Below are 17,508 nucleotides of genomic sequence, written 5' to 3' on the forward strand. Positions count from 1 at the left end.
GAGCCTGTTTATGATTTTGTGTAAACAGGTTTAGTTCTTATTTTCTGAGAGTCATCCCCAAAACCTAAACAAAGCCCATTGCTACAAAAAGAGGTGTAAGTTATCTTCACTCCACGCTGGAGAAATCAGGCGTCGGGATTGGCATCCTGAAACCATACTGACGGCATATTATTATTTACGTCACTCTGGAGGCTGCCACATGGCTACAACCCCTACCCAAATTCACCCGCTACTCAATATCCCCTTTAGCCCCAACACGGACTTCACCAGGCTGGCCGACTACTGCGAGCAGTTCACCGAAGCCCTAATCGAAAGCGACGACCCGGCGCTGCGGCTGGCGCTCTGCGGGCGATTGATTTCCAGCCTCTCGCTGTTGCGGGCGACGATAAACGATCCCATTCCTGAACATCTGGTCGAACGCTTTATTGTCGATGAACCGCCCGTTAATCCGCCTCGCTTTGAGCCAGATTCAGAACAGCTGTGCGGCTACTGTTTAGCGCTGGCGCAGTTGTTAACCGGTAGGGCGCTGCCGTTGGGAGCTGAGCAACCCCTAAGCGATCTGCTGTTCGGGCTGGTGGGCTATTTTGCCGCCGAGCTTAAATCTCCGCGCTGGCTGCGGGTGCGCACGGCCGACGGCCTGCTGTTTACCAGCGAGGGCTTATGATGAAACAGCAGGATTGGCATGCCGCTGACGTTATCGCCGGGCTGAAAAAGAGAGGCACCTCACTTGCCGCCGTCTCACGTGACGCAGGGCTGGCTTCCTCCACATTGGCTAATACTCTAATGCGCCGCTGGCCCAAGGGAGAACGGCTGATAGCGCAGGCGCTGGGCGTCGCGCCTGAGGAGATTCGGCCTTCGCGCTATCTGAAAGGCCGAAATATGCGGTGTGTGAGCGTGAGTAGGGCTGCATAGTACAAGCAAGGCGCTCCGAAGAGCGCCTTTTAGGCCTATTAGATTAAGCGAAACTAGAACTGATAAACGATACCGACGGCAACCACATCGTCAGTCGGGATGCCCGCCGCTTTAGTAAAGTTATTGTCGTCTAACATGTTGATTTTATAATCAACCTTAGCCGAGACGTTTTTGTTGAAGTAGTAGTTCGCGCCTACGTCGATGTAGTTCACCAACTCTTCATCGCTGTAGGTTTGAGTCCCTGTAGTAAAGTTCAAATCCTTACCCTTGGAGTACAGCCACGCCAGCGAGGGCTGAAGCCCGAAGTCGAACTGATACTGAGCCACCAGTTCGGTATTCTGCGTTTTGTTGGCGACGTAGTCGGAGTCGCTGCCATATCGCGTCATGTTGTAGGTTTGGCCGTAGATGGCGGCCAAATAGAGGTTGTTGGCGTCATACTTGATGCCGAAGGTCGCTGCGTCTGCGCGATCGCCTTCGCCGTCAGAGGTTTGCGTGTCGGTGCGGTCCGATGACGCGTAAGCGGCGCCCAGAGACAGGCCCATGCCCAAATCGTAGGTGGTTGACATCCCCCAGCCGTCGCCGTTGCGGTCAGAGCCGTTGCGATCGCCGGAGTCATTGCGGCCCTGGTACTGAACGCCGAAGTTCAGGCCGTCAACCAGGCCAAAGAAGTCCCTGTTGCGGTAGGTCGCCAGGTTTCCCGCGCGCTGGGTCATAAAGACGTCGGTTTGCTGGAAGGAATCCCCGCCGAACTCAGGCAGCACGTCGGTCCAGCCGCCGATGTCGTACAGAATGCCGTCGTTACGGCCATAGTCCAGCGAGCCGGCATCGCCGACCTTGATGCCGGCGTAGGCGTAGCGGGTCTTCTGGCCGTTGTCGCCTTCTGAATCGCTGGCGTTCATCTCCGCCTGATAAAAGCCATAGCCGGTAATCTGCTCATTGACCTGCGTTTCACCTCGCAGGCCGAAACGCACGTAGGTATTATCGCCGTCACTGTCCTTAGCGTCAGAGAAGTAGTGGGAACCCTGGATTTTGCCGGTGATATCAATCTTGTTGCCGTCTTTGTTGTAAACTTCAGCCGCGTTTACGGAACCAACGACCAGCAAGGCCGGTATGACTATCGCTAGTATTCTACGTTTCATAACAATTTCTCCACTGAACGCCTTCTATCGCATTTATTGTCGACCGCTATGCAACGGGGTGCGTGATGCATTCTCCTATCGGGAGACGATGCTATTTGCGGCGGTTGCATAGGCTGCCAGCCAAACCGTACTTCGTTTAGTGCTGACAATTAAATAATGGACCCTAACAGAGAAATTGTTGCAATTTGCGTTATTATTTTTTTGAAAAATTGTTACATTTTTTTATGGGGGCGTAGTGAACTAATATGAAAGGCATAAAAAAGCGCTCCGAAGAGCGCTTTTTAAATTCATCACTTCGCTTAAGCGAAATTAGAACTGGTAAACGATACCAACGGCTACTACGTCATCAGTCATGATGCCAGCAGCTTTGGTGAAGGCATTGTCGTCCAGCATGTTGATTTTGTAGTCAACTTTAGTAGAGATGTTCTTGTTGAAGTAGTAGGTAGCGCCTACGTCAACATAGTTAACCAGCTCTTCGCTGTTGTATTGCTTACCGTTAGTACCGGTGTACTGCAGGTCTTTACCCTTGGAGTAAACCCAAGCCAGAGACGGCTGCAGACCGAAATCGAATTGGTATTGACCAACCAGTTCGAAGTTCTGAGTTTTGTTAGCAACGTTGCTGGTGCTGTCGCCAAACACGGTCATGTTGTAAGTCTGGCTATAGTTTGCTGCCAGATAAATGTTGTTTGCGTCATACTTCAGGCCAGCGGCTACACCATCAGCGCGATCGCCACGACCATCACCAGTTTGTTGATCGGTACGGTCAGATGATGCATACGCAGCACCTAAAGACAGGCCATTGCCTAAGTTATAGGTAGAAGACATACCCCAACCGTCGCCGTTGCGGTTTTGACCGTTACGGTCATGATCGCTCGTATCGTTACGGCCTTGGTACTGAACGGCGAAGTTCAGGCCGTCAACCATACCGAAGAAGTTCTTGTTACGGTAAGTAGCCAAGTTGCCAGCACGCTGAGTCATGAAGACGTCAGTTTGTTGGAAGGAGTCGCCACCGAACTCAGGCAGAACGTCAGTCCAGCCACCGATGTCGTACAGAACGCCGTAGTTACGACCGTAGTCGATGGAGCCTGCATCACCCACTTTCAGGCCTGCATAGGCCAGACGAGTTTTCTGAGAGTTGCCGCCGGTGTTTTCACCTTTGCTAGCGTTCAGTTCAGTTTGGTAGTAGCCGTAGCCAGTAACTTGATCGTTAACCTGAGTTTCACCGCGCAGGCCGAAACGAGCGTAGGTCTTGTCGCCATCGCTGCCCTTGCCATCAGAGAAATAGTGAGACCCTTGGATCTTACCGGTGATGTCAATCTTGTTACCGTCTTTGTTATAGACTTCAGCGGCGTTTGCTGCACCAGCTGCTGCTAACAGAGCCGGAACTACCACTGCTAAAATTTTACGTTTCATCATTTTATTAACTTCCCTCATTGGAGTTGTTTTATCGCATCTGCCACTGCTTCCGACTAAAGCCGGTAACGTTAGATGCCATTTATTAGCCACCCGCAGTCTTTCACTCGCGAAGCAGTTAATCTAGCCTTTAAATGCTACTAATATCGCAAACAAGTTACAAGGGGAAAAGATGTATTTCAGGATGTGGATTTGAGGGAACTTTGTGATAAAGGTCTAACTTTGGAAAATTGAAACGGCCGCCAGGGGCGGCCGCTTGAAAGATTGTTTAAAAAACAATCTTCTGTAAAGAAGCGTCAAAATGAGACATTGCGCGGCGTTCTTGGGAATGGGATCACGTCGCGAACGTTCTGTACGCCGGTGACATAGGCTACCAGCCGTTCGAAGCCCAAGCCGAACCCTGAGTGGGGCACGGTGCCGTAGCGGCGCAGGTCGCGATACCAGGAATAGTCTTCCTTGTTCATTCCCAGCTCGGCCAGGCGCTTGTCGAACTGCTCCAGACGCTCTTCGCGCTGAGAGCCGCCGATGATTTCGCCGATGCCCGGCGCCAGTACGTCCATCGCGGCGACGGTTTTGCCGTCTTCGTTTTGGCGCATATAGAACGCTTTGATATCTTTCGGATAGTTCTTCACGACGACCGGCGCTTTAAAGTGCTTCTCGGCCAGATAGCGTTCGTGTTCGGAAGAGAGGTCGATGCCCCAGCTTACCGGGTTCTCAAACGTTTGGCCGCAGTTTTGCAGAATGGTGATAGCGTCAGTATAGTCGACCTGCGCAAAGTCGGAGGTGACAAACTTCTCCAGGCGCGTCACGGCTTCGGCGTCAACGCGCTCGGCGAAGAAGGCCATGTCGTCGGGGCGCTCTTCCAGCACCGCTTTAAACACGTACTTCAGCATGGCTTCCGCCAGCGCCGCAATGTCGTTCAGGTCGGCAAACGCCACTTCGGGCTCTACCATCCAGAATTCCGCCAGGTGGCGGCTGGTGTTGGAATTCTCCGCGCGGAACGTCGGGCCAAAGGTATAAATCTTGGACAGCGCGCAGGCGTAGGTTTCGCCGTTGAGCTGGCCGGAAACGGTCAGGAAAGACTCCTGGCCGAAGAAGTCTTCGCTGAAGTCAACCTGACCCTTGTCGGTACGCGGCAGGTTTTCCAGATCCAGCGTAGAAACGCGGAACATTTCACCGGCGCCCTCGGTATCCGCAGCGGTAATGATCGGCGTTGATACCCAGAAGAAACCCTGCTCGTCAAAGAAGCGGTGCAGCGCCTGCGCCAGCGTGTGGCGAACGCGTGCGACGGCGCCGATAATGTTGGTGCGCGGACGCAGGTGCGCGACTTCGCGCAGATACTCAATGGTGTGGCGCTTGGCCGCCATCGGGTAAGTATCCGGATCTTCCACCCAGCCGGCCACTTCTACGCGGCTTGCCGCCAGTTCAACGGGCTGGCCTTCGCCCGGAGAGGCGACGACTTTGCCGGTAACGACCACGGAGCAGCCGGTCGTCAGGCGAAGCACGTCGTCCTGATAATTGGGCAGAGAATTATTGATGACCGCCTGTAACGGATTAAAGCAGGAACCGTCATAAACGGTTAGAAAGGAAATACCGGCTTTAGAATCACGCCGGGTACGCACCCAGCCGCGTACGGTGACTTCGCTGTCAACCGCTACGCGCCCTTGCAGTACATCGACTACAGGCACTACGCTCATAACTTTCTCTCTTATGGTGTTAATCTGAACTGTGTAATGACCGCCATACCGTCGTATTAAACGATAGGCGACGTATTTTTATTTGCCGAAGAAGCCGGCGATTGAAAACGCTCGTTTAGGCCTCAGCACGGAGCGAGGCTGTCACAGTGAAGAATATAGGGTATTAAACCGAATATTTAGCGCCTTGCTAAAGGTACTAAAAAAAGCCGCCTTTTTGTAGAGGTTTTGTAGAGGAAAGGCGGCTTTTATTTTTTGTATATGGAAAACGCGCTTCTTAACGAAGCGATTTCGCCAAAGGCAAATTGAACGCCTTATGCAATGCCTGTACAAACGCCGGATCCTGACAGATGGTTTTTCCGGGGCTGTCCGACAGCTTGGCGACCGGCTTGCCGTTGCACTTCACCAGCTTAATCACAATGTTGAGCGGACTAACGCCGGGGATATCACAGGTTAAGCGCGTGCCGATGCCGAACACCAGCTTAACGCGCTGATAGAAGCGTTGGTAAAGCGCCAGCGCCTTGTCCAGATCCAGGCTGTCGGAGAACACCAGCGTTTTAGTCATGGGATCGATACCCAAACTTTCATAGTGGGAGATGGCCTTTTCGCCCCACTCGAACGGGTCTCCCGAGTCGTGGCGAAGCCCCTCATACTGGTTGGCAAAGGGCAGGCCGAAGTCGCGGAGGAAGGCGTCCATCGTGATGCAGTCCGTCAACGCGATCCCTAACTGGTTGGGATACTCGTCAAGCCACCCCTGTAGCGCGGCGCGTTGGCTGTTGGCCAGAACGGGGCTTATTTGCTGAAACGCCTGAAACCACTCATGCGCCTGAGTGCCGATGGGCGGCAGGCCCAGCCGACGCGCTAAATCGTAGTTGCTGGTTCCCATCATATAAGGAGAGAACGAATGCTGAAGCTCGCTAACGATGGCTTCCTGAACCGCTTTGCTGTAGCGCCGGCGCGTGCCGAAATCGGAAATACGAAAGCCGGACAGGTCAATGTGGGCATACCTGTCGCAAAAGCGCGCCAGATTCTCCTGCAGGTGGGATAGCGCCGATTCAACGCCTGTTTCAGGCGTTCTGTGCCGGTGTATCGTTTCACTAATCACGGCAAGTAAAGGCACTTCCCATAAAATAGCCTCGTACCAAAGGCCGCTGATGCGAATTTCCAGCCTGCCGTGACGATTTGTGACTTGAACCTGGGACGCGTCGAAGCGAAACGACTTTAGCCAGGTCAAATAGTCCTGCTTAAAAAAGGGAAGCGAAGAGAGATAACGATACTCTTCCTCCGTCAGGGATAGGTTTTCCATCAGCGCGATTTGCTGTCGGATTTCGTCCGCGTATTCTCCCAAAAGATCGTCGCTGCGACAGCGAAATTCGGCGTCAACGGTCGTATGGCGATAGTGGTGAAAAACCGCCTGCTGCATGTGCAGCTTGTAGGCATCGGTATCCAATAACGAGGTAAGAATGGGGCTGGCCTGCTGTTTCATGTTGCGATTCGCGTTTTCTCACGTTGGGTGGATCGCTGAAAAGGTCCAGAGAGTATACCTTTAATAGCGTCGTAATAAAGGTAGAAAATTCAGTGGATCGATAATCTTGCGGCCACGGGACCAAAGAAAAGGGGATAATTTAATGTAGTAAAGGAATGATTGTTTTTCTCGTTTTCTCCACCATATACACAATATCATTCAAGCTCCATCGAGGCGGCAAGTGAGAGACAAATTCGTCGGGAACGAATTTGCTCCACCGAAGGCGGGCCGCAGGTCGAGAGGCAGGAGCGTCTCATCAATCCTCAGGAGCTTACATAAGTAAGTTCCTGGGGTGAGCGACAAATCTGCCTGGAGCAGATTTGAACGCCGCTTGCGGCGGCCCGTAAGGGCGAGGCCTATGGATGGGCCGAGTATTTGCAGCCAACGAAGAGGCAGCTTGAAGGATGAAGCGTATGGAGTTTTGCAACTCTACGGCAAGAAGCATAGACTCAGATCATCATTGGGTTGAACACAATAGGTTTTTTATGACGCACAGGCCTCAGGCGAAGTATCGCCACGATTATCGTAAACCGGACTTCATTATTACCGACATCAAACTGGACGTCGACTTGGCGCCGAGCACAACGCGAATAAGCGCGGTGAGTCACATTGAGCGACGGGGCGATGCGCAAGCGCCGCTGGTGCTCGACGGTGAGAACCTGACGCTGATTTCCATAAGCGTTGACGGCAAGCCCTGGAGCGACTATCTGCTGCACGAGGGCGCTCTGACGCTAAACAACGTCCCCGACCGATTTACGCTTCACGTCGTTAACGATATCCACCCCGCAGAGAACAGCGCGCTGGAAGGGCTGTATGTTTCAGGCGAAGCGCTGTGTACGCAGTGTGAGGCCGAAGGCTTCCGCCACATTACTTACTATCTTGACCGCCCCGACGTGTTGGCTCGCTTTACCACCCGCATTACGGCGGATAAGGCGGCCTATCCCTATTTGTTGTCTAATGGGAACAAAGTGGCGCAGGGCGAACTGGCCGACGGCCGCCACTGGGTTGAATGGCAGGATCCGTTCCCAAAACCCTGTTACCTTTTTGCGCTGGTGGCCGGGGACTTCGACGTATTGAGAGATAAATTTGTTACTCGTTCCGGGCGAGAGGTCGCGCTGGAACTGTTCGTCGATCGCGGCAATCTGGATCGCGCCGGTTGGGCGATGACGTCATTGAAAAACTCCATGCGCTGGGATGAAGAGCGCTTTGGCCTGGAGTACGATCTCGATATCTACATGATTGTTGCTGTCGACTTCTTCAATATGGGAGCCATGGAAAACAAAGGCCTGAACGTCTTTAACTCCAAGTACGTGTTGGCGAAGGCGGAAACGGCGACGGATAAAGACTACCTCAACATCGAGTCGGTGATTGGCCACGAATATTTCCACAACTGGACCGGTAACCGCGTCACCTGCCGCGACTGGTTCCAGCTTAGCCTTAAAGAGGGGCTGACGGTATTTCGCGATCAGGAATTCAGTTCGGATCTGGGGTCAAGGGCGGTTAACCGCATTGACGCCGTCAGAGTGATGCGCAGCGCGCAGTTTGCCGAAGACGCAAGCCCGATGGCGCATCCGATCCGCCCTGAAAAAGTGATCGAGATGAACAACTTCTATACGCTTACCGTGTATGAGAAGGGGTCGGAAGTGATCCGCATGATGCACACGCTGTTGGGCGAAGAGAAGTTCCAGGCGGGCATGCGCCGCTACGTTGAACTTCATGACGGATCCGCCGCGACTTGCGACGACTTTGTCGAGGCGATGGAAACGGCTTCCGGCATCGATCTTACCCAGTTCCGCCGCTGGTACAGCCAGTCCGGCACGCCGCGCCTGACGGTGCGCGATGACTATGATGAAGCGAAGCGCCAGTACCGCCTGACCGTAAGCCAGATGACGCCGCCGACGCAAGATCAGGCCGAAAAACTGCCGCTGCACGTACCGCTAGACGTTGAGCTTTATGGGCGCGAAGGGGAGGTTATTCCGCTGTCGATTAACGGTCAAAATCTTTCTTCTTCTATATTAAACGTGACGAAAGAGAGCGAAACGTTCGTCTTTGACAACGTGCCGCAGCGTCCGGTGGTTTCTCTGCTGCGGGAGTTCTCTGCGCCGGTTAAGCTGGATTACCCCTATACCGACGAGCAGCTGGCCTTCCTGATGCAGCACGCCACCAACGAATTTTCCCGCTGGGACGCGGCGCAAATGCTGCTTGCCAAGCACATAGGGGAAAACGTTCTGCGTTTACAGAAGGGTGAAGCGTTTACGCTGCCGGATAGCGTGGTGGACGCCTTCCGCGCCGTCTTGTTGAGCGATACGCTGGATCCCGCGCTGGCCGCGCAGATCCTGACGCTGCCGTCGGAAAATGAGATGTCTGAGCCGTTTGATATCATCGATCCTGATGCGATACACCAGGTTCGAAGCGCCATGCTCAAGCGTTTGGCGCAGGATATGGAAGCTGAATGGCTAGCGGTTTATCTGGCTAACGGAACCGATGAATATCGCATCGATCATGAAGACATTGCCAAGCGAGCGCTGCGCAACGTCTGCCTGAGCTATTTGGCGTTTGTTGACGATCGTGACTTTGCCGATGGCCTGATAAGCCGACAGTATGCGCAGTCAAATAATATGACGGATTCGCTGGCGGCGCTCTCGGCGGCCGTTGCGGCACAGCTGCCGTGCAGCGCGGCCATGATGGCGGAATTTGACGAACGCTGGCATCAGGACGGGCTGGTTATGGACAAGTGGTTTATTCTGCAGGCTTCCAGCCCGGAAGCGGGGGTTTTGCAGCGCGTGAAGGCGCTGATGAACCATCGCTCTTTCAGTATGAATAACCCTAACCGCATCCGCTCCCTCATCGGCGCCTTTGCCTCAACTAACCCGTCGGCGTTTCACGCGAAGGACGGATCGGGATACGAGTTCCTGACCGACGTGCTGGTGGATCTCAACCAGCGTAACCCGCAGGTGGCCGCACGGCTTATCGAGCCGATGATCCGCCTGGGGCGCTATGATGCAGATCGCCAAGCGCTGATGCGAAGATCTCTTGAGCGTCTGAAAGGAATAGAAAACCTTTCTGGCGATCTGTTTGAGAAGATTGGCAAAGCGCTCGGAACCGAGTAGTTAAAGCGCTTGAGAAGCTGAATTAAGCCGGCATTTGTGCCGGCTTAATTATATAACACGCATTATTTTTAAGGATTATTGATTTATTTTTATCGGCGAATGCTGAATAATGTCGCCCCGGTTAATCGCCGGATTAAGGAGAGAGTATGTTTTACCCTTTCATCAGGAAAGCGCTGTTCCAGCTCGATCCTGAGCACGCTCATGAGTTTACCTTTCGCCATTTACGCCGCATCAGCGGCACATCTCTTCAGTGTCTTATTCAGCAAAATGTTCCCGATAAGCCCGTCACCTGTATGGGGCTCACTTTTAAAAATCCGCTTGGCCTTGCTGCCGGTCTTGATAAAGACGGTGAGTGCATTGACGCGCTGGGCGCGCTGGGATTTGGTGCGATCGAAGTAGGGACGGTAACGCCAAAGCCACAGCCGGGAAACGATAAGCCGAGGCTGTTTAGGATCGTTTCTGCCGAGGGGCTGATCAACAGAATGGGCTTCAATAACCTTGGCGTAGATAACCTGGTTGAGAATATAAAAAGAACACGCTTTCAGGGAATTATCGGTGTTAACATCGGTAAGAATAAGGTGACGCCGGTAGAGCAGGGGAAAGACGACTATTTGATTTGTATGGATAAAGTATATTCCTATGCGGGATATATCGCCGTTAATATATCGTCGCCCAATACGCCGGGATTGCGATCGTTACAATATGGCGATGCGCTTGACGATCTATTAAGCGCGATCAAGTTAAAGCAAAGTGAATTAAGCAGCAGGCATCAGAAATACGTTCCGATCGCAGTGAAGATCGCGCCGGATCTTTCTGAAGATGAATTGATCCAAATAGCCGATAGTTTAGTAAGACATAATATTGATGGCGTAATTGCAACAAATACGACGTTGGATCGCGAGTCCGTTATTGGGTTAAAGAACAGCGAGCAGGCAGGGGGGCTGAGCGGTAAGCCTCTGCGCGCCAAGAGCACCGCGACTATCGCTCGCCTCTACGCTGAGCTGAACGGGCGGTTGCCCATTATTGGCGTAGGGGGAATTGATTCTGTTGAAGCGGCAAAGGAAAAATTAGACGCAGGCGCCACACTTCTTCAAATCTATTCTGGATTTATTTTTAAAGGACCGGGATTGGTAAAAGAAATTGTGAACGGCTTGTCCCCTAAATAGTTTGAAGTATGACGGGGATATAAATTATTTCTTATTAATAAGCAACCAGGGGTTTATTTTTTCCTCTGGTTGTTCTATATTCAAAGCGTTTACCCCTCAAATTAATTATAGTGAGATATAAACGGTATCTTTTCATCCGATATTGATTTGCCATTTCATATTTTGAGGGATGAAAAGATAAGTTTCGTTTGTTATATACCCAGAATAATTTGAGTTGCGGGTATGCTGGGTGCAGCTTGAAGTATGACGGGATGAGTTTAAGGAAAAAGCAATGAGGATTAAGCCAGACGATAACTGGCGCTGGTATTTTGACAGTGAACACGATCGATTAATGTTGGATTTATCCAACGATATGATTTTTCGTTCGCGCTTTGCTGGCAAAACGTTAACGCCCGATGCGTTTACCGAATCCGCATTCTGTGTTGACGACGCAGCGCTGTTCTTTGAACTGGAAGAACGCTGCCGCAGCCTTTCTCTTACTCATGAGCAGCGCGCGGAGCTGACTCTGAACGCGCTGGCGGCGCACCGTTTTTTAAAGCCGCTGATGCCCAAGAGCTGGTATTTCGAGCAGCAGGCGTTTGAACTGCGCCCTGCGCGTAGCGATATTGTTGCCGTTTCTATCATTGAAAACGGGCAGCCGGCGCTGCTGCTGGTCGTGGACGCGGGTGAAAACGCCAGTCTGTGCCTGGTGGCGCAGCCCTCCATGATGATGGCGGGAAAGTGCCTGCAGCTGGGTGATGCAATAAAAGTGATGCACGACAGGATGCTTAGCGTTCAGTTCGAGCAGGCCCACATTCCTTTCGCTCAGGTCGGTTAACCTGAACGTTTCCGTTAGTTTTACGCCCGCACTTGCGGGCGTTTTACTTTCCTTACGCGTTAAGTCACGCCAGCTCTACGTTGGTTTTAGGCACACAGCTGCAGGCCAGAACGGAGCCGTCGCGTTTAATCGCCCCTTTCCTTAACGGGTTTACTTCTCCCGCATTGAGCTTGATGCGGCAGCAGCCGCAAATGCCGGCGCGGCAAGAGTAGGGGATTTGAATGCCGTTTTGCTCCAGTTGCTCAAGCAGTACCTGCTGATTGTTGCCGACAAAGGTGCGTTCGCCGTAGCTGATAACGACGTCTTTGGGCGCTTCTCGTATCCGCTCAGCGGTGTCCAGCTCGGACGAGCGGTAAACGCGGGGAGGGTGAGTCGCCAATATCTCAATGTCGTCGCCAAGGCGTATAACGCCCTGGTTGCGGGCAATCATATTTTGACCAAAGTCGACGTCGCCGTTTTCCGCCGTTCTGAACTGCGTCAGGGTGCGTAACGGTTCTTCCTGCGGGTGCTTGCGGCCGCTTTGCGTATTCACCGTGGTTAAAATGCACCGGCTGCAGGGTTTAACCAGATCGAAAATCACTTCGCCGATGCGTATCGTTTGCCATTCGTCTTCGGCGAAGGGCGCTGCGCCGCGCACAATAAGGTTAGGGCGGAACTGTTCGATAACGATATTCGCCGGGCAGCGCGCCTGTAGGGACTGGAAAGAGGCTTCATTGATCAGCAGGTAGGGGAAACCGTCGGCGAATCCCAGCGGGACCTCCGGGCGGTTCTTTACCCTACGCGTAAGTTCCGGCCCGACCCAACGCAGCTGTACGTCGCGATTTAAGTAACCGCTCAGCCAACGGTTCACCTCGTCTGGCGCAACGTGGGCGGTAAAGTGGTTGCCCCAAACTTCCGTCGGCGATCGTTTGGCAGAAAAGTCGTTAAAAGCCACGGTCTTGTTCTGGCCGTCCGGCGCGGTTAAGGATACGCCGTTAATCAGCAGCGCGGGCGTGAAGCAAACGAGCTGAGGGTACTGGCGAGCGGTGATAAACGTGCCCGCGGGGTCAGTAATCATGAATATGCGGTCGAAAGCCAGACCGCCGGCCTGCACCTGTGCGTGGGAGAGTTCCAGCCCTCTCATGGACTTGACGGGATGTACATATAAACGAGATAGAGTAACCACGCGTAAAGCTCCGTATTGATAGCGTACAGTTTGGATGTTGCCGAACGTTGCCAGCACATCGTACTTGCTTCGGGCCTGACCGACGTACTCCCAAAGCTAATACAGGCGCTCTTCCGGCCGAGCATGCGGGTGATATAAGCAGGCCGTATTTTCGGCCGGAATATCCACCGAAGCTTAGGCTGTGTCCCGTAACTATACGCGGATGGCCCTAGCCCTTCGGGACGCGCGCCAAAATCACGTACTCTGCGTTGTCGCACTTGGGCATAGGCCCACTATGCCCTGCACGCTCCGCCTTGATTACGTGATTTTGGCTCAGCGTCGCCACCGCGGACAGTTACGGGACACAGCCTTGGACGGTTTGTCAGCAATCTGAATAAATAGCAGGTAACTTTATGACAAAGAGGACGGATTGGCTATAATGTTCAACCTATTTTTATTCTGTGGTGCATGGTTATGATCTCTTTGTTTGCCAGTACGGCGCGAGGCCTGGAAGAACTGTTAAAAACCGAACTGGAAGCGCTGGGAGCAAACGGCTGTCGGGTCGTTCAGGGCGGCGTACATTTTGAGGGCGACAAGCGCCTGATGTACCGTTCGCTGCTTTGGAGCCGATTGGCATCGCGGATACTGATGCCGCTGGGCGAGTTTCGCGTTTACAGCGACATGGACCTTTATCTCGGCGTCAACGCCGTCGACTGGCCGTCGATGTTTAGCGTTAAGAATACGTTTGCCGTGCATTTTACCGGCACCAACGATGAAATCCGCAATAGCCAATACGGGGCGCTGAAGGTAAAAGACGCTGTCGTCGACAGCTTTATGCGCAAGGTTAAGCAGCGTCCGGACGTCGCAAAGCAGCAGCCCGATATTCGCATCAACGTCTTCTTGCAAAAAGAGAAGGCCAGCCTGGCGCTCGACCTGAGCGGCAGCTCTCTACACCAGCGCGGCTATCGGGATGCGACCGGCCAGGCGCCATTAAAAGAGAATCTGGCGGCGGCCATCGTTATGCGCTCCGGCTGGCAGGCGGAAACGCCGATGGTCGACCCGATGTGCGGTTCGGGAACGCTTTTGATTGAAGCCGCGATGATCGCGGCGAACGTGGCGCCCGGCCTTCACCGAAGCGCGTGGGGATTCGACGCCTGGAGCGGCCACGACGCCGAGCTGTGGCAAGAGCTGCTAAGCGAGGCTCAGGCCAGCGCCAGCCGGGGTGTGAATAAGACCGCGTCGCGCTTCTACGGCTACGATAACGATCGCCGAGTCATTGAGATGGCAAAGCTGAACGCGCGCCGCGCCGGCGTCGGCAGCCTTATTCATTTCGCCTCTCAGGATATTACTCGGTTGACCAACCCGCTGCCCGACGGGCCGCAAGGCACCGTGTTGAGCAACCCGCCTTACGGCGAACGCCTGGAAAGCGAACCCGCGCTGATTGCTCTACATACGGCGCTTGGGCAAATTATGAAGCGGGACTTTGGCGGCTGGAACCTCTCTCTGTTTAGCGCGTCTCCAGAACTGTTGAGCTGCCTGCAGCTTCGTTCAAGCCGGCAGTTTAAGGCTAAGAACGGCCCGTTGGAGTGCGTTCAGAAAAACTATCGCTTAACGGATAGCGCAGGGCGAGAGAAGAACGAGGGCGATGAAGCCCCTCAGCAAAAAGCGGAGGCGTCAGCGCCGCTGGCGGCTGATTTCGCCAATCGCCTGAGTAAAAATATTAAGCGCCTTGAGAAGTGGGTTAAGAAGGAAGGTCTCGAGTGCTACCGCCTGTATGACGCCGACCTGCCGGAATACAATCTGGCGCTGGACCGCTATGGCTCCCGCTACGTTCTGCAAGAGTATGCGCCGCCTAAAACCGTGGCGCCGGAAAAGGCTCGTCAGCGCCTGTTTGACGCCATCAACGCGACGCTGGCGGTGCTCGAACTGCCGGCCAACGCGCTGGTGTTGAAGGTGCGGGAAAAGCAAAAGGGAAAAAGCCAGTACGAGAAGCTGGCGCAAAAGGGCGAGTTTTTCCAGGTGGAAGAGTACGGCGCTAAGCTGTGGGTTAACCTGACGGACTACCTAGACACCGGGCTGTTTCTCGACCACCGCATCGCCCGTCGGATGCTGGGGGAAATGAGCAAAGGAAAAGACTTCCTCAATCTGTTCGCCTATACCGGTTCAGCTAGCGTTCACGCCGGCCTCGGCGGCGCGCGCACCACCACCACGGTGGACATGTCGAGAACCTATCTGGAATGGGCTGGACGCAATATGAGCGCTAACGGCCTTACCGGTCGCTCTCATCGCCTGATTCAGGCCGATTGTCTGGGCTGGATGGAAGAAACGACCGAGCAGTTCGACCTTATCTTTATCGATCCGCCGACGTTCTCCAACTCAAAGCGAATGGAGAACAGCTTCGACGTGCAGCGAGACCACATTGCTTTGATGAGTCACCTCAAGCGAATGCTGCGCCCTGCAGGCACCCTGATGTTCTCCAACAACAAGCGCGGCTTTAAAATGGATCTCGACGGTATCGCCAAGCTGGGGCTGAAGGCGAAAGAAATTTCGGATAAGACGCTGTCTCCAGACTTCGCGCGTAACAAACAAATTCACAACTGCTGGCTGTTAACGCATGTCGGCGAGGATCGTTAATTAATGTCTCTTATCAGTTTATCCGGCGCATGGCTGTCGTTTAGCGATGCGCCCCTGTTGGACAATACCGAACTTCATATTGAACCCAACGAGCGCGTTTGTCTGGTTGGGCGCAACGGTGCGGGTAAGTCAACGCTGCTGAAGATCTTAAATAAAGAAGTCCCGTTGGACGATGGCCAACTGGTGTTTGAACAGGATCTGGTCGTCTCGCGGCTGCAGCAGGATCCGCCTCGTAACGTTGAAGGTACGGTGTTTGACTTCGTCGCCGAAGGCGTCGAGCAGCAGGCCGAGCAGCTTAAAGCCTATCATCATCTTTCTATTGAGGTTGGAAACGACCCCAGCGAACAAAACTTAAAGCGGCTTGCCGAGTTGCAAGAGGCGCTGGAGCATCAGGGAACCTGGCTTATCGATAGCCGCATCCGCGCCGTTTTGGAGAAGTTGGGATTGGAGGCGGAAGCGCCTCTGTCATCGCTTTCCGGCGGCTGGCTGCGCAAGGCCGCTCTGGCGCGGGCGCTGGTGTGTTCGCCAGACGTGCTGCTGCTGGACGAACCGACCAACCATCTTGATATTGACACTATCGCCTGGCTAGAGTCCTTCCTGAAGGAGTTCAACGGCAGCATTATCTTTATTTCCCACGATCGCGCCTTTATCCGCAACATGGCGACGCGCATTGTCGATCTGGATCGCGGCAAGCTGGTGTCCTGGCCCGGCAACTACGATGCCTATCTGCTTGGTAAAGAAGAGTCTCTACGCGTTGAGGCTTTGCAGAATGCCGAGTTCGATCGCCGTCTGGCGCAGGAAGAGGTCTGGATCCGTCAGGGGATCAAGGCGCGGCGCACGCGCAACGAAGGACGCGTCAGAGCGCTAAAGGCGATGCGAAATGAGCATGCCGAGCGCCGAGGCGTTATGGGATCCGCTAAAATGCAGGTGGAAGAGTCCCTGCGTTCGGGCAAGATCGTGTTTGAAATGGAAGACGTTAGCTTTAGCCGGGGCGATAAAACGCTGGTGAAGCATTTTTCCGCTCAGGTTCAGCGCGGGGATAAGATTGCGCTGGTAGGGCCCAACGGGTGCGGAAAAACCACGCTATTGACGCTGATGCTGCAGCAAATCCAGCCTGACAGCGGCAGCGTGCGGATTGGCACCAAGCTGGAAGTTGCCTATTTTGACCAGCACCGCGTCCAGCTGGATCCGGATAAAACCGTGATGGACAATCTGGCGGACGGCAAACAGGAAGTGATGGTTAACGGCCGTTCCCGCCATGTGCTAGGCTATTTACAGGACTTTTTATTCCATCCTAAGCGCGCCATGACGCCGGTGCGGGCTCTGTCCGGCGGCGAGCGCAATCGTCTGCTGCTGGCCAAGCTGTTTTTAAAGCCCAGCAACCTGTTGATTCTTGACGAACCGACAAACGATTTGGATATTGAAACATTAGAACTGCTGGAAGAGCTTATCAGCGACTACGGTGGAACGGTGCTGTTGGTAAGCCACGATCGGCAGTTTGTCGATAATACCGTGACGGACTGCTGGATTTTTGAAGGCAACGGCGTGATTAAGGCGTTTGCCGGCGGATATACCGACGCGCACGGGCAGCGGGCCGGTAGCGTCGAGCTTAAGGCGCAGTCGACCACTGCCGCACAGAATAAACCTGCGGTAGAAAAAGCAGAAGATCGTAAGAAAGCCGGCAATAAGATGAGCTATAACCTTCAGCGAGAACTGGAGGGGCTGCCGGCAAAAATTGAGAAGCTTGAGGCTGTTGTTGCGACGCTGCAAGAACGGGTGGGCGATCCTGAGTTCTTTAGCCAGCCTCACGAGGTGACGCAAAAAGTGTTGACCGAACTGGCCGAAGCCGAGCAGCGGTTTGAAGAAGCCTTCCTGCGTTGGGAAGAGCTGGAGTCGATGAAAAACGCTTAACGGCTTTCGCTGGTTGGGTAGCGGTTGGGTAGAGGTAGCGTAA

General features: G+C 53.8%; 12 protein-coding genes. 7 read left to right on the plus strand and 5 right to left on the minus strand.

Annotated features, from left to right (window positions below):
* Window positions 1-199 precede the first annotated feature (199 nt).
* Both G544_RS0110380 and G544_RS0110385 read left to right on the plus strand, forming a co-directional pair.
* The gene (locus tag G544_RS0110380; protein WP_027274537.1) at window positions 200-664 is read left to right on the plus strand and encodes a hypothetical protein; all 465 of its coding nucleotides are present in this window, start codon (window positions 200-202) and stop codon (window positions 662-664) included.
* A complete protein-coding gene (locus G544_RS0110385) occupies window positions 664-912 on the plus strand; it encodes a helix-turn-helix domain-containing protein (protein WP_027274538.1) in 249 nt (82 codons plus the stop codon). Before G544_RS0110380 ends, G544_RS0110385 begins: the two co-directional genes overlap by 1 nt.
* Before the next feature lie 53 nt (window positions 913-965).
* Here the strand turns inward: G544_RS0110385 and ompC (G544_RS0110390) are convergent, their stop codons facing one another.
* The 4 genes from ompC (G544_RS0110390) to pncB all read right to left on the minus strand — a co-directional run bounded on the left by ompC (G544_RS0110390) (window position 966) and on the right by pncB (window position 6,644).
* On the minus strand, window positions 966-2,051 hold the full coding sequence (gene ompC, locus G544_RS0110390) for a porin OmpC (RefSeq protein WP_027274539.1): 1,086 nt from the start codon (window positions 2,049-2,051) through the stop codon (window positions 966-968).
* Between the two features lie 309 nt (window positions 2,052-2,360).
* On the minus strand, window positions 2,361-3,467 hold the full coding sequence (gene ompC / locus G544_RS0110395; protein ID WP_027274540.1) for a porin OmpC: 1,107 nt from the start codon (window positions 3,465-3,467) through the stop codon (window positions 2,361-2,363).
* 293 nt (window positions 3,468-3,760) lie between these two features.
* Window positions 3,761-5,161: an asparagine--tRNA ligase gene (gene asnS / locus G544_RS0110400; RefSeq protein ID WP_027274541.1), complete on the minus strand. Its 1,401-nt coding sequence runs from the start codon at window positions 5,159-5,161 to the stop codon at window positions 3,761-3,763.
* A gap of 274 nt (window positions 5,162-5,435) precedes the next feature.
* On the minus strand, window positions 5,436-6,644 hold the full coding sequence (pncB, locus tag G544_RS0110405) for a nicotinate phosphoribosyltransferase (protein ID WP_027274542.1): 1,209 nt from the start codon (window positions 6,642-6,644) through the stop codon (window positions 5,436-5,438).
* Between the two features lie 524 nt (window positions 6,645-7,168).
* Between pncB and pepN the strand changes: the two genes are divergently transcribed.
* The 3 genes from pepN (at window position 7,169) to G544_RS0110420 (ending at window position 11,776) form a co-directional block, all read left to right on the plus strand.
* A complete protein-coding gene (gene pepN, locus G544_RS0110410; RefSeq protein ID WP_027274543.1) occupies window positions 7,169-9,793 on the plus strand; it encodes an aminopeptidase N in 2,625 nt (874 codons plus the stop codon).
* A gap of 146 nt (window positions 9,794-9,939) precedes the next feature.
* Complete coding sequence (gene pyrD / locus G544_RS0110415) at window positions 9,940-10,959, plus strand: quinone-dependent dihydroorotate dehydrogenase (RefSeq protein WP_027274544.1); 1,020 nt, start codon at window positions 9,940-9,942, stop codon at window positions 10,957-10,959.
* Window positions 10,960-11,230: 271 nt separating this feature from the next.
* A complete protein-coding gene (locus tag G544_RS0110420) occupies window positions 11,231-11,776 on the plus strand; it encodes a cell division protein ZapC (RefSeq protein ID WP_027274545.1) in 546 nt (181 codons plus the stop codon).
* A gap of 64 nt (window positions 11,777-11,840) precedes the next feature.
* Here G544_RS0110420 and G544_RS0110425 read toward each other — a convergent pair whose 3' ends face one another.
* The gene (locus G544_RS0110425) at window positions 11,841-12,941 is read right to left on the minus strand and encodes a YcbX family protein (RefSeq protein ID WP_027274546.1); all 1,101 of its coding nucleotides are present in this window, start codon (window positions 12,939-12,941) and stop codon (window positions 11,841-11,843) included.
* Between the two features lie 453 nt (window positions 12,942-13,394).
* On the opposite strand from G544_RS0110425, the gene rlmKL reads away from it, so the two are divergent.
* Window positions 13,395-15,554 (plus strand): bifunctional 23S rRNA (guanine(2069)-N(7))-methyltransferase RlmK/23S rRNA (guanine(2445)-N(2))-methyltransferase RlmL, encoded by a 2,160-nt coding sequence (gene rlmKL, locus G544_RS0110430; protein WP_027274547.1) that lies wholly within the window; start codon window positions 13,395-13,397, stop codon window positions 15,552-15,554.
* Window positions 15,555-15,557: 3 nt separating this feature from the next.
* Window positions 15,558-17,465, plus strand: coding sequence for an ABC transporter ATP-binding protein (locus tag G544_RS0110435; protein WP_027274548.1), 1,908 nt, complete (start codon window positions 15,558-15,560; stop codon window positions 17,463-17,465).
* The last annotated feature ends 43 nt before the right edge of the window (window positions 17,466-17,508 follow it).

The sequence above is a fragment of the Leminorella grimontii ATCC 33999 = DSM 5078 genome (assembly GCF_000439085.1).
In the GTDB taxonomy this organism is placed as follows: Bacteria; Pseudomonadota; Gammaproteobacteria; order Enterobacterales; family Enterobacteriaceae; genus Leminorella; species Leminorella grimontii.

Coding starts and splice junctions, on each gene's coding strand:
- ompC (WP_027274540.1), bottom strand. CDS start 3,467: ATGATGAAACGTAAAATTTTAGCAGTGGTAGTTCCGGCTCTGTTAGCA.
- G544_RS0110380 (WP_027274537.1), top strand. CDS start 200: ATGGCTACAACCCCTACCCAAATTCACCCGCTACTCAATATCCCCTTT.
- ompC (WP_027274539.1), bottom strand. CDS start 2,051: ATGAAACGTAGAATACTAGCGATAGTCATACCGGCCTTGCTGGTCGTT.
- G544_RS0110385 (WP_027274538.1), top strand. CDS start 664: ATGAAACAGCAGGATTGGCATGCCGCTGACGTTATCGCCGGGCTGAAA.
- G544_RS0110420 (WP_027274545.1), top strand. CDS start 11,231: ATGAGGATTAAGCCAGACGATAACTGGCGCTGGTATTTTGACAGTGAA.
- pyrD (WP_027274544.1), top strand. CDS start 9,940: ATGTTTTACCCTTTCATCAGGAAAGCGCTGTTCCAGCTCGATCCTGAG.
- asnS (WP_027274541.1), bottom strand. CDS start 5,161: ATGAGCGTAGTGCCTGTAGTCGATGTACTGCAAGGGCGCGTAGCGGTT.
- pepN (WP_027274543.1), top strand. CDS start 7,169: ATGACGCACAGGCCTCAGGCGAAGTATCGCCACGATTATCGTAAACCG.
- G544_RS0110435 (WP_027274548.1), top strand. CDS start 15,558: ATGTCTCTTATCAGTTTATCCGGCGCATGGCTGTCGTTTAGCGATGCG.
- rlmKL (WP_027274547.1), top strand. CDS start 13,395: ATGATCTCTTTGTTTGCCAGTACGGCGCGAGGCCTGGAAGAACTGTTA.
- pncB (WP_027274542.1), bottom strand. CDS start 6,644: ATGAAACAGCAGGCCAGCCCCATTCTTACCTCGTTATTGGATACCGAT.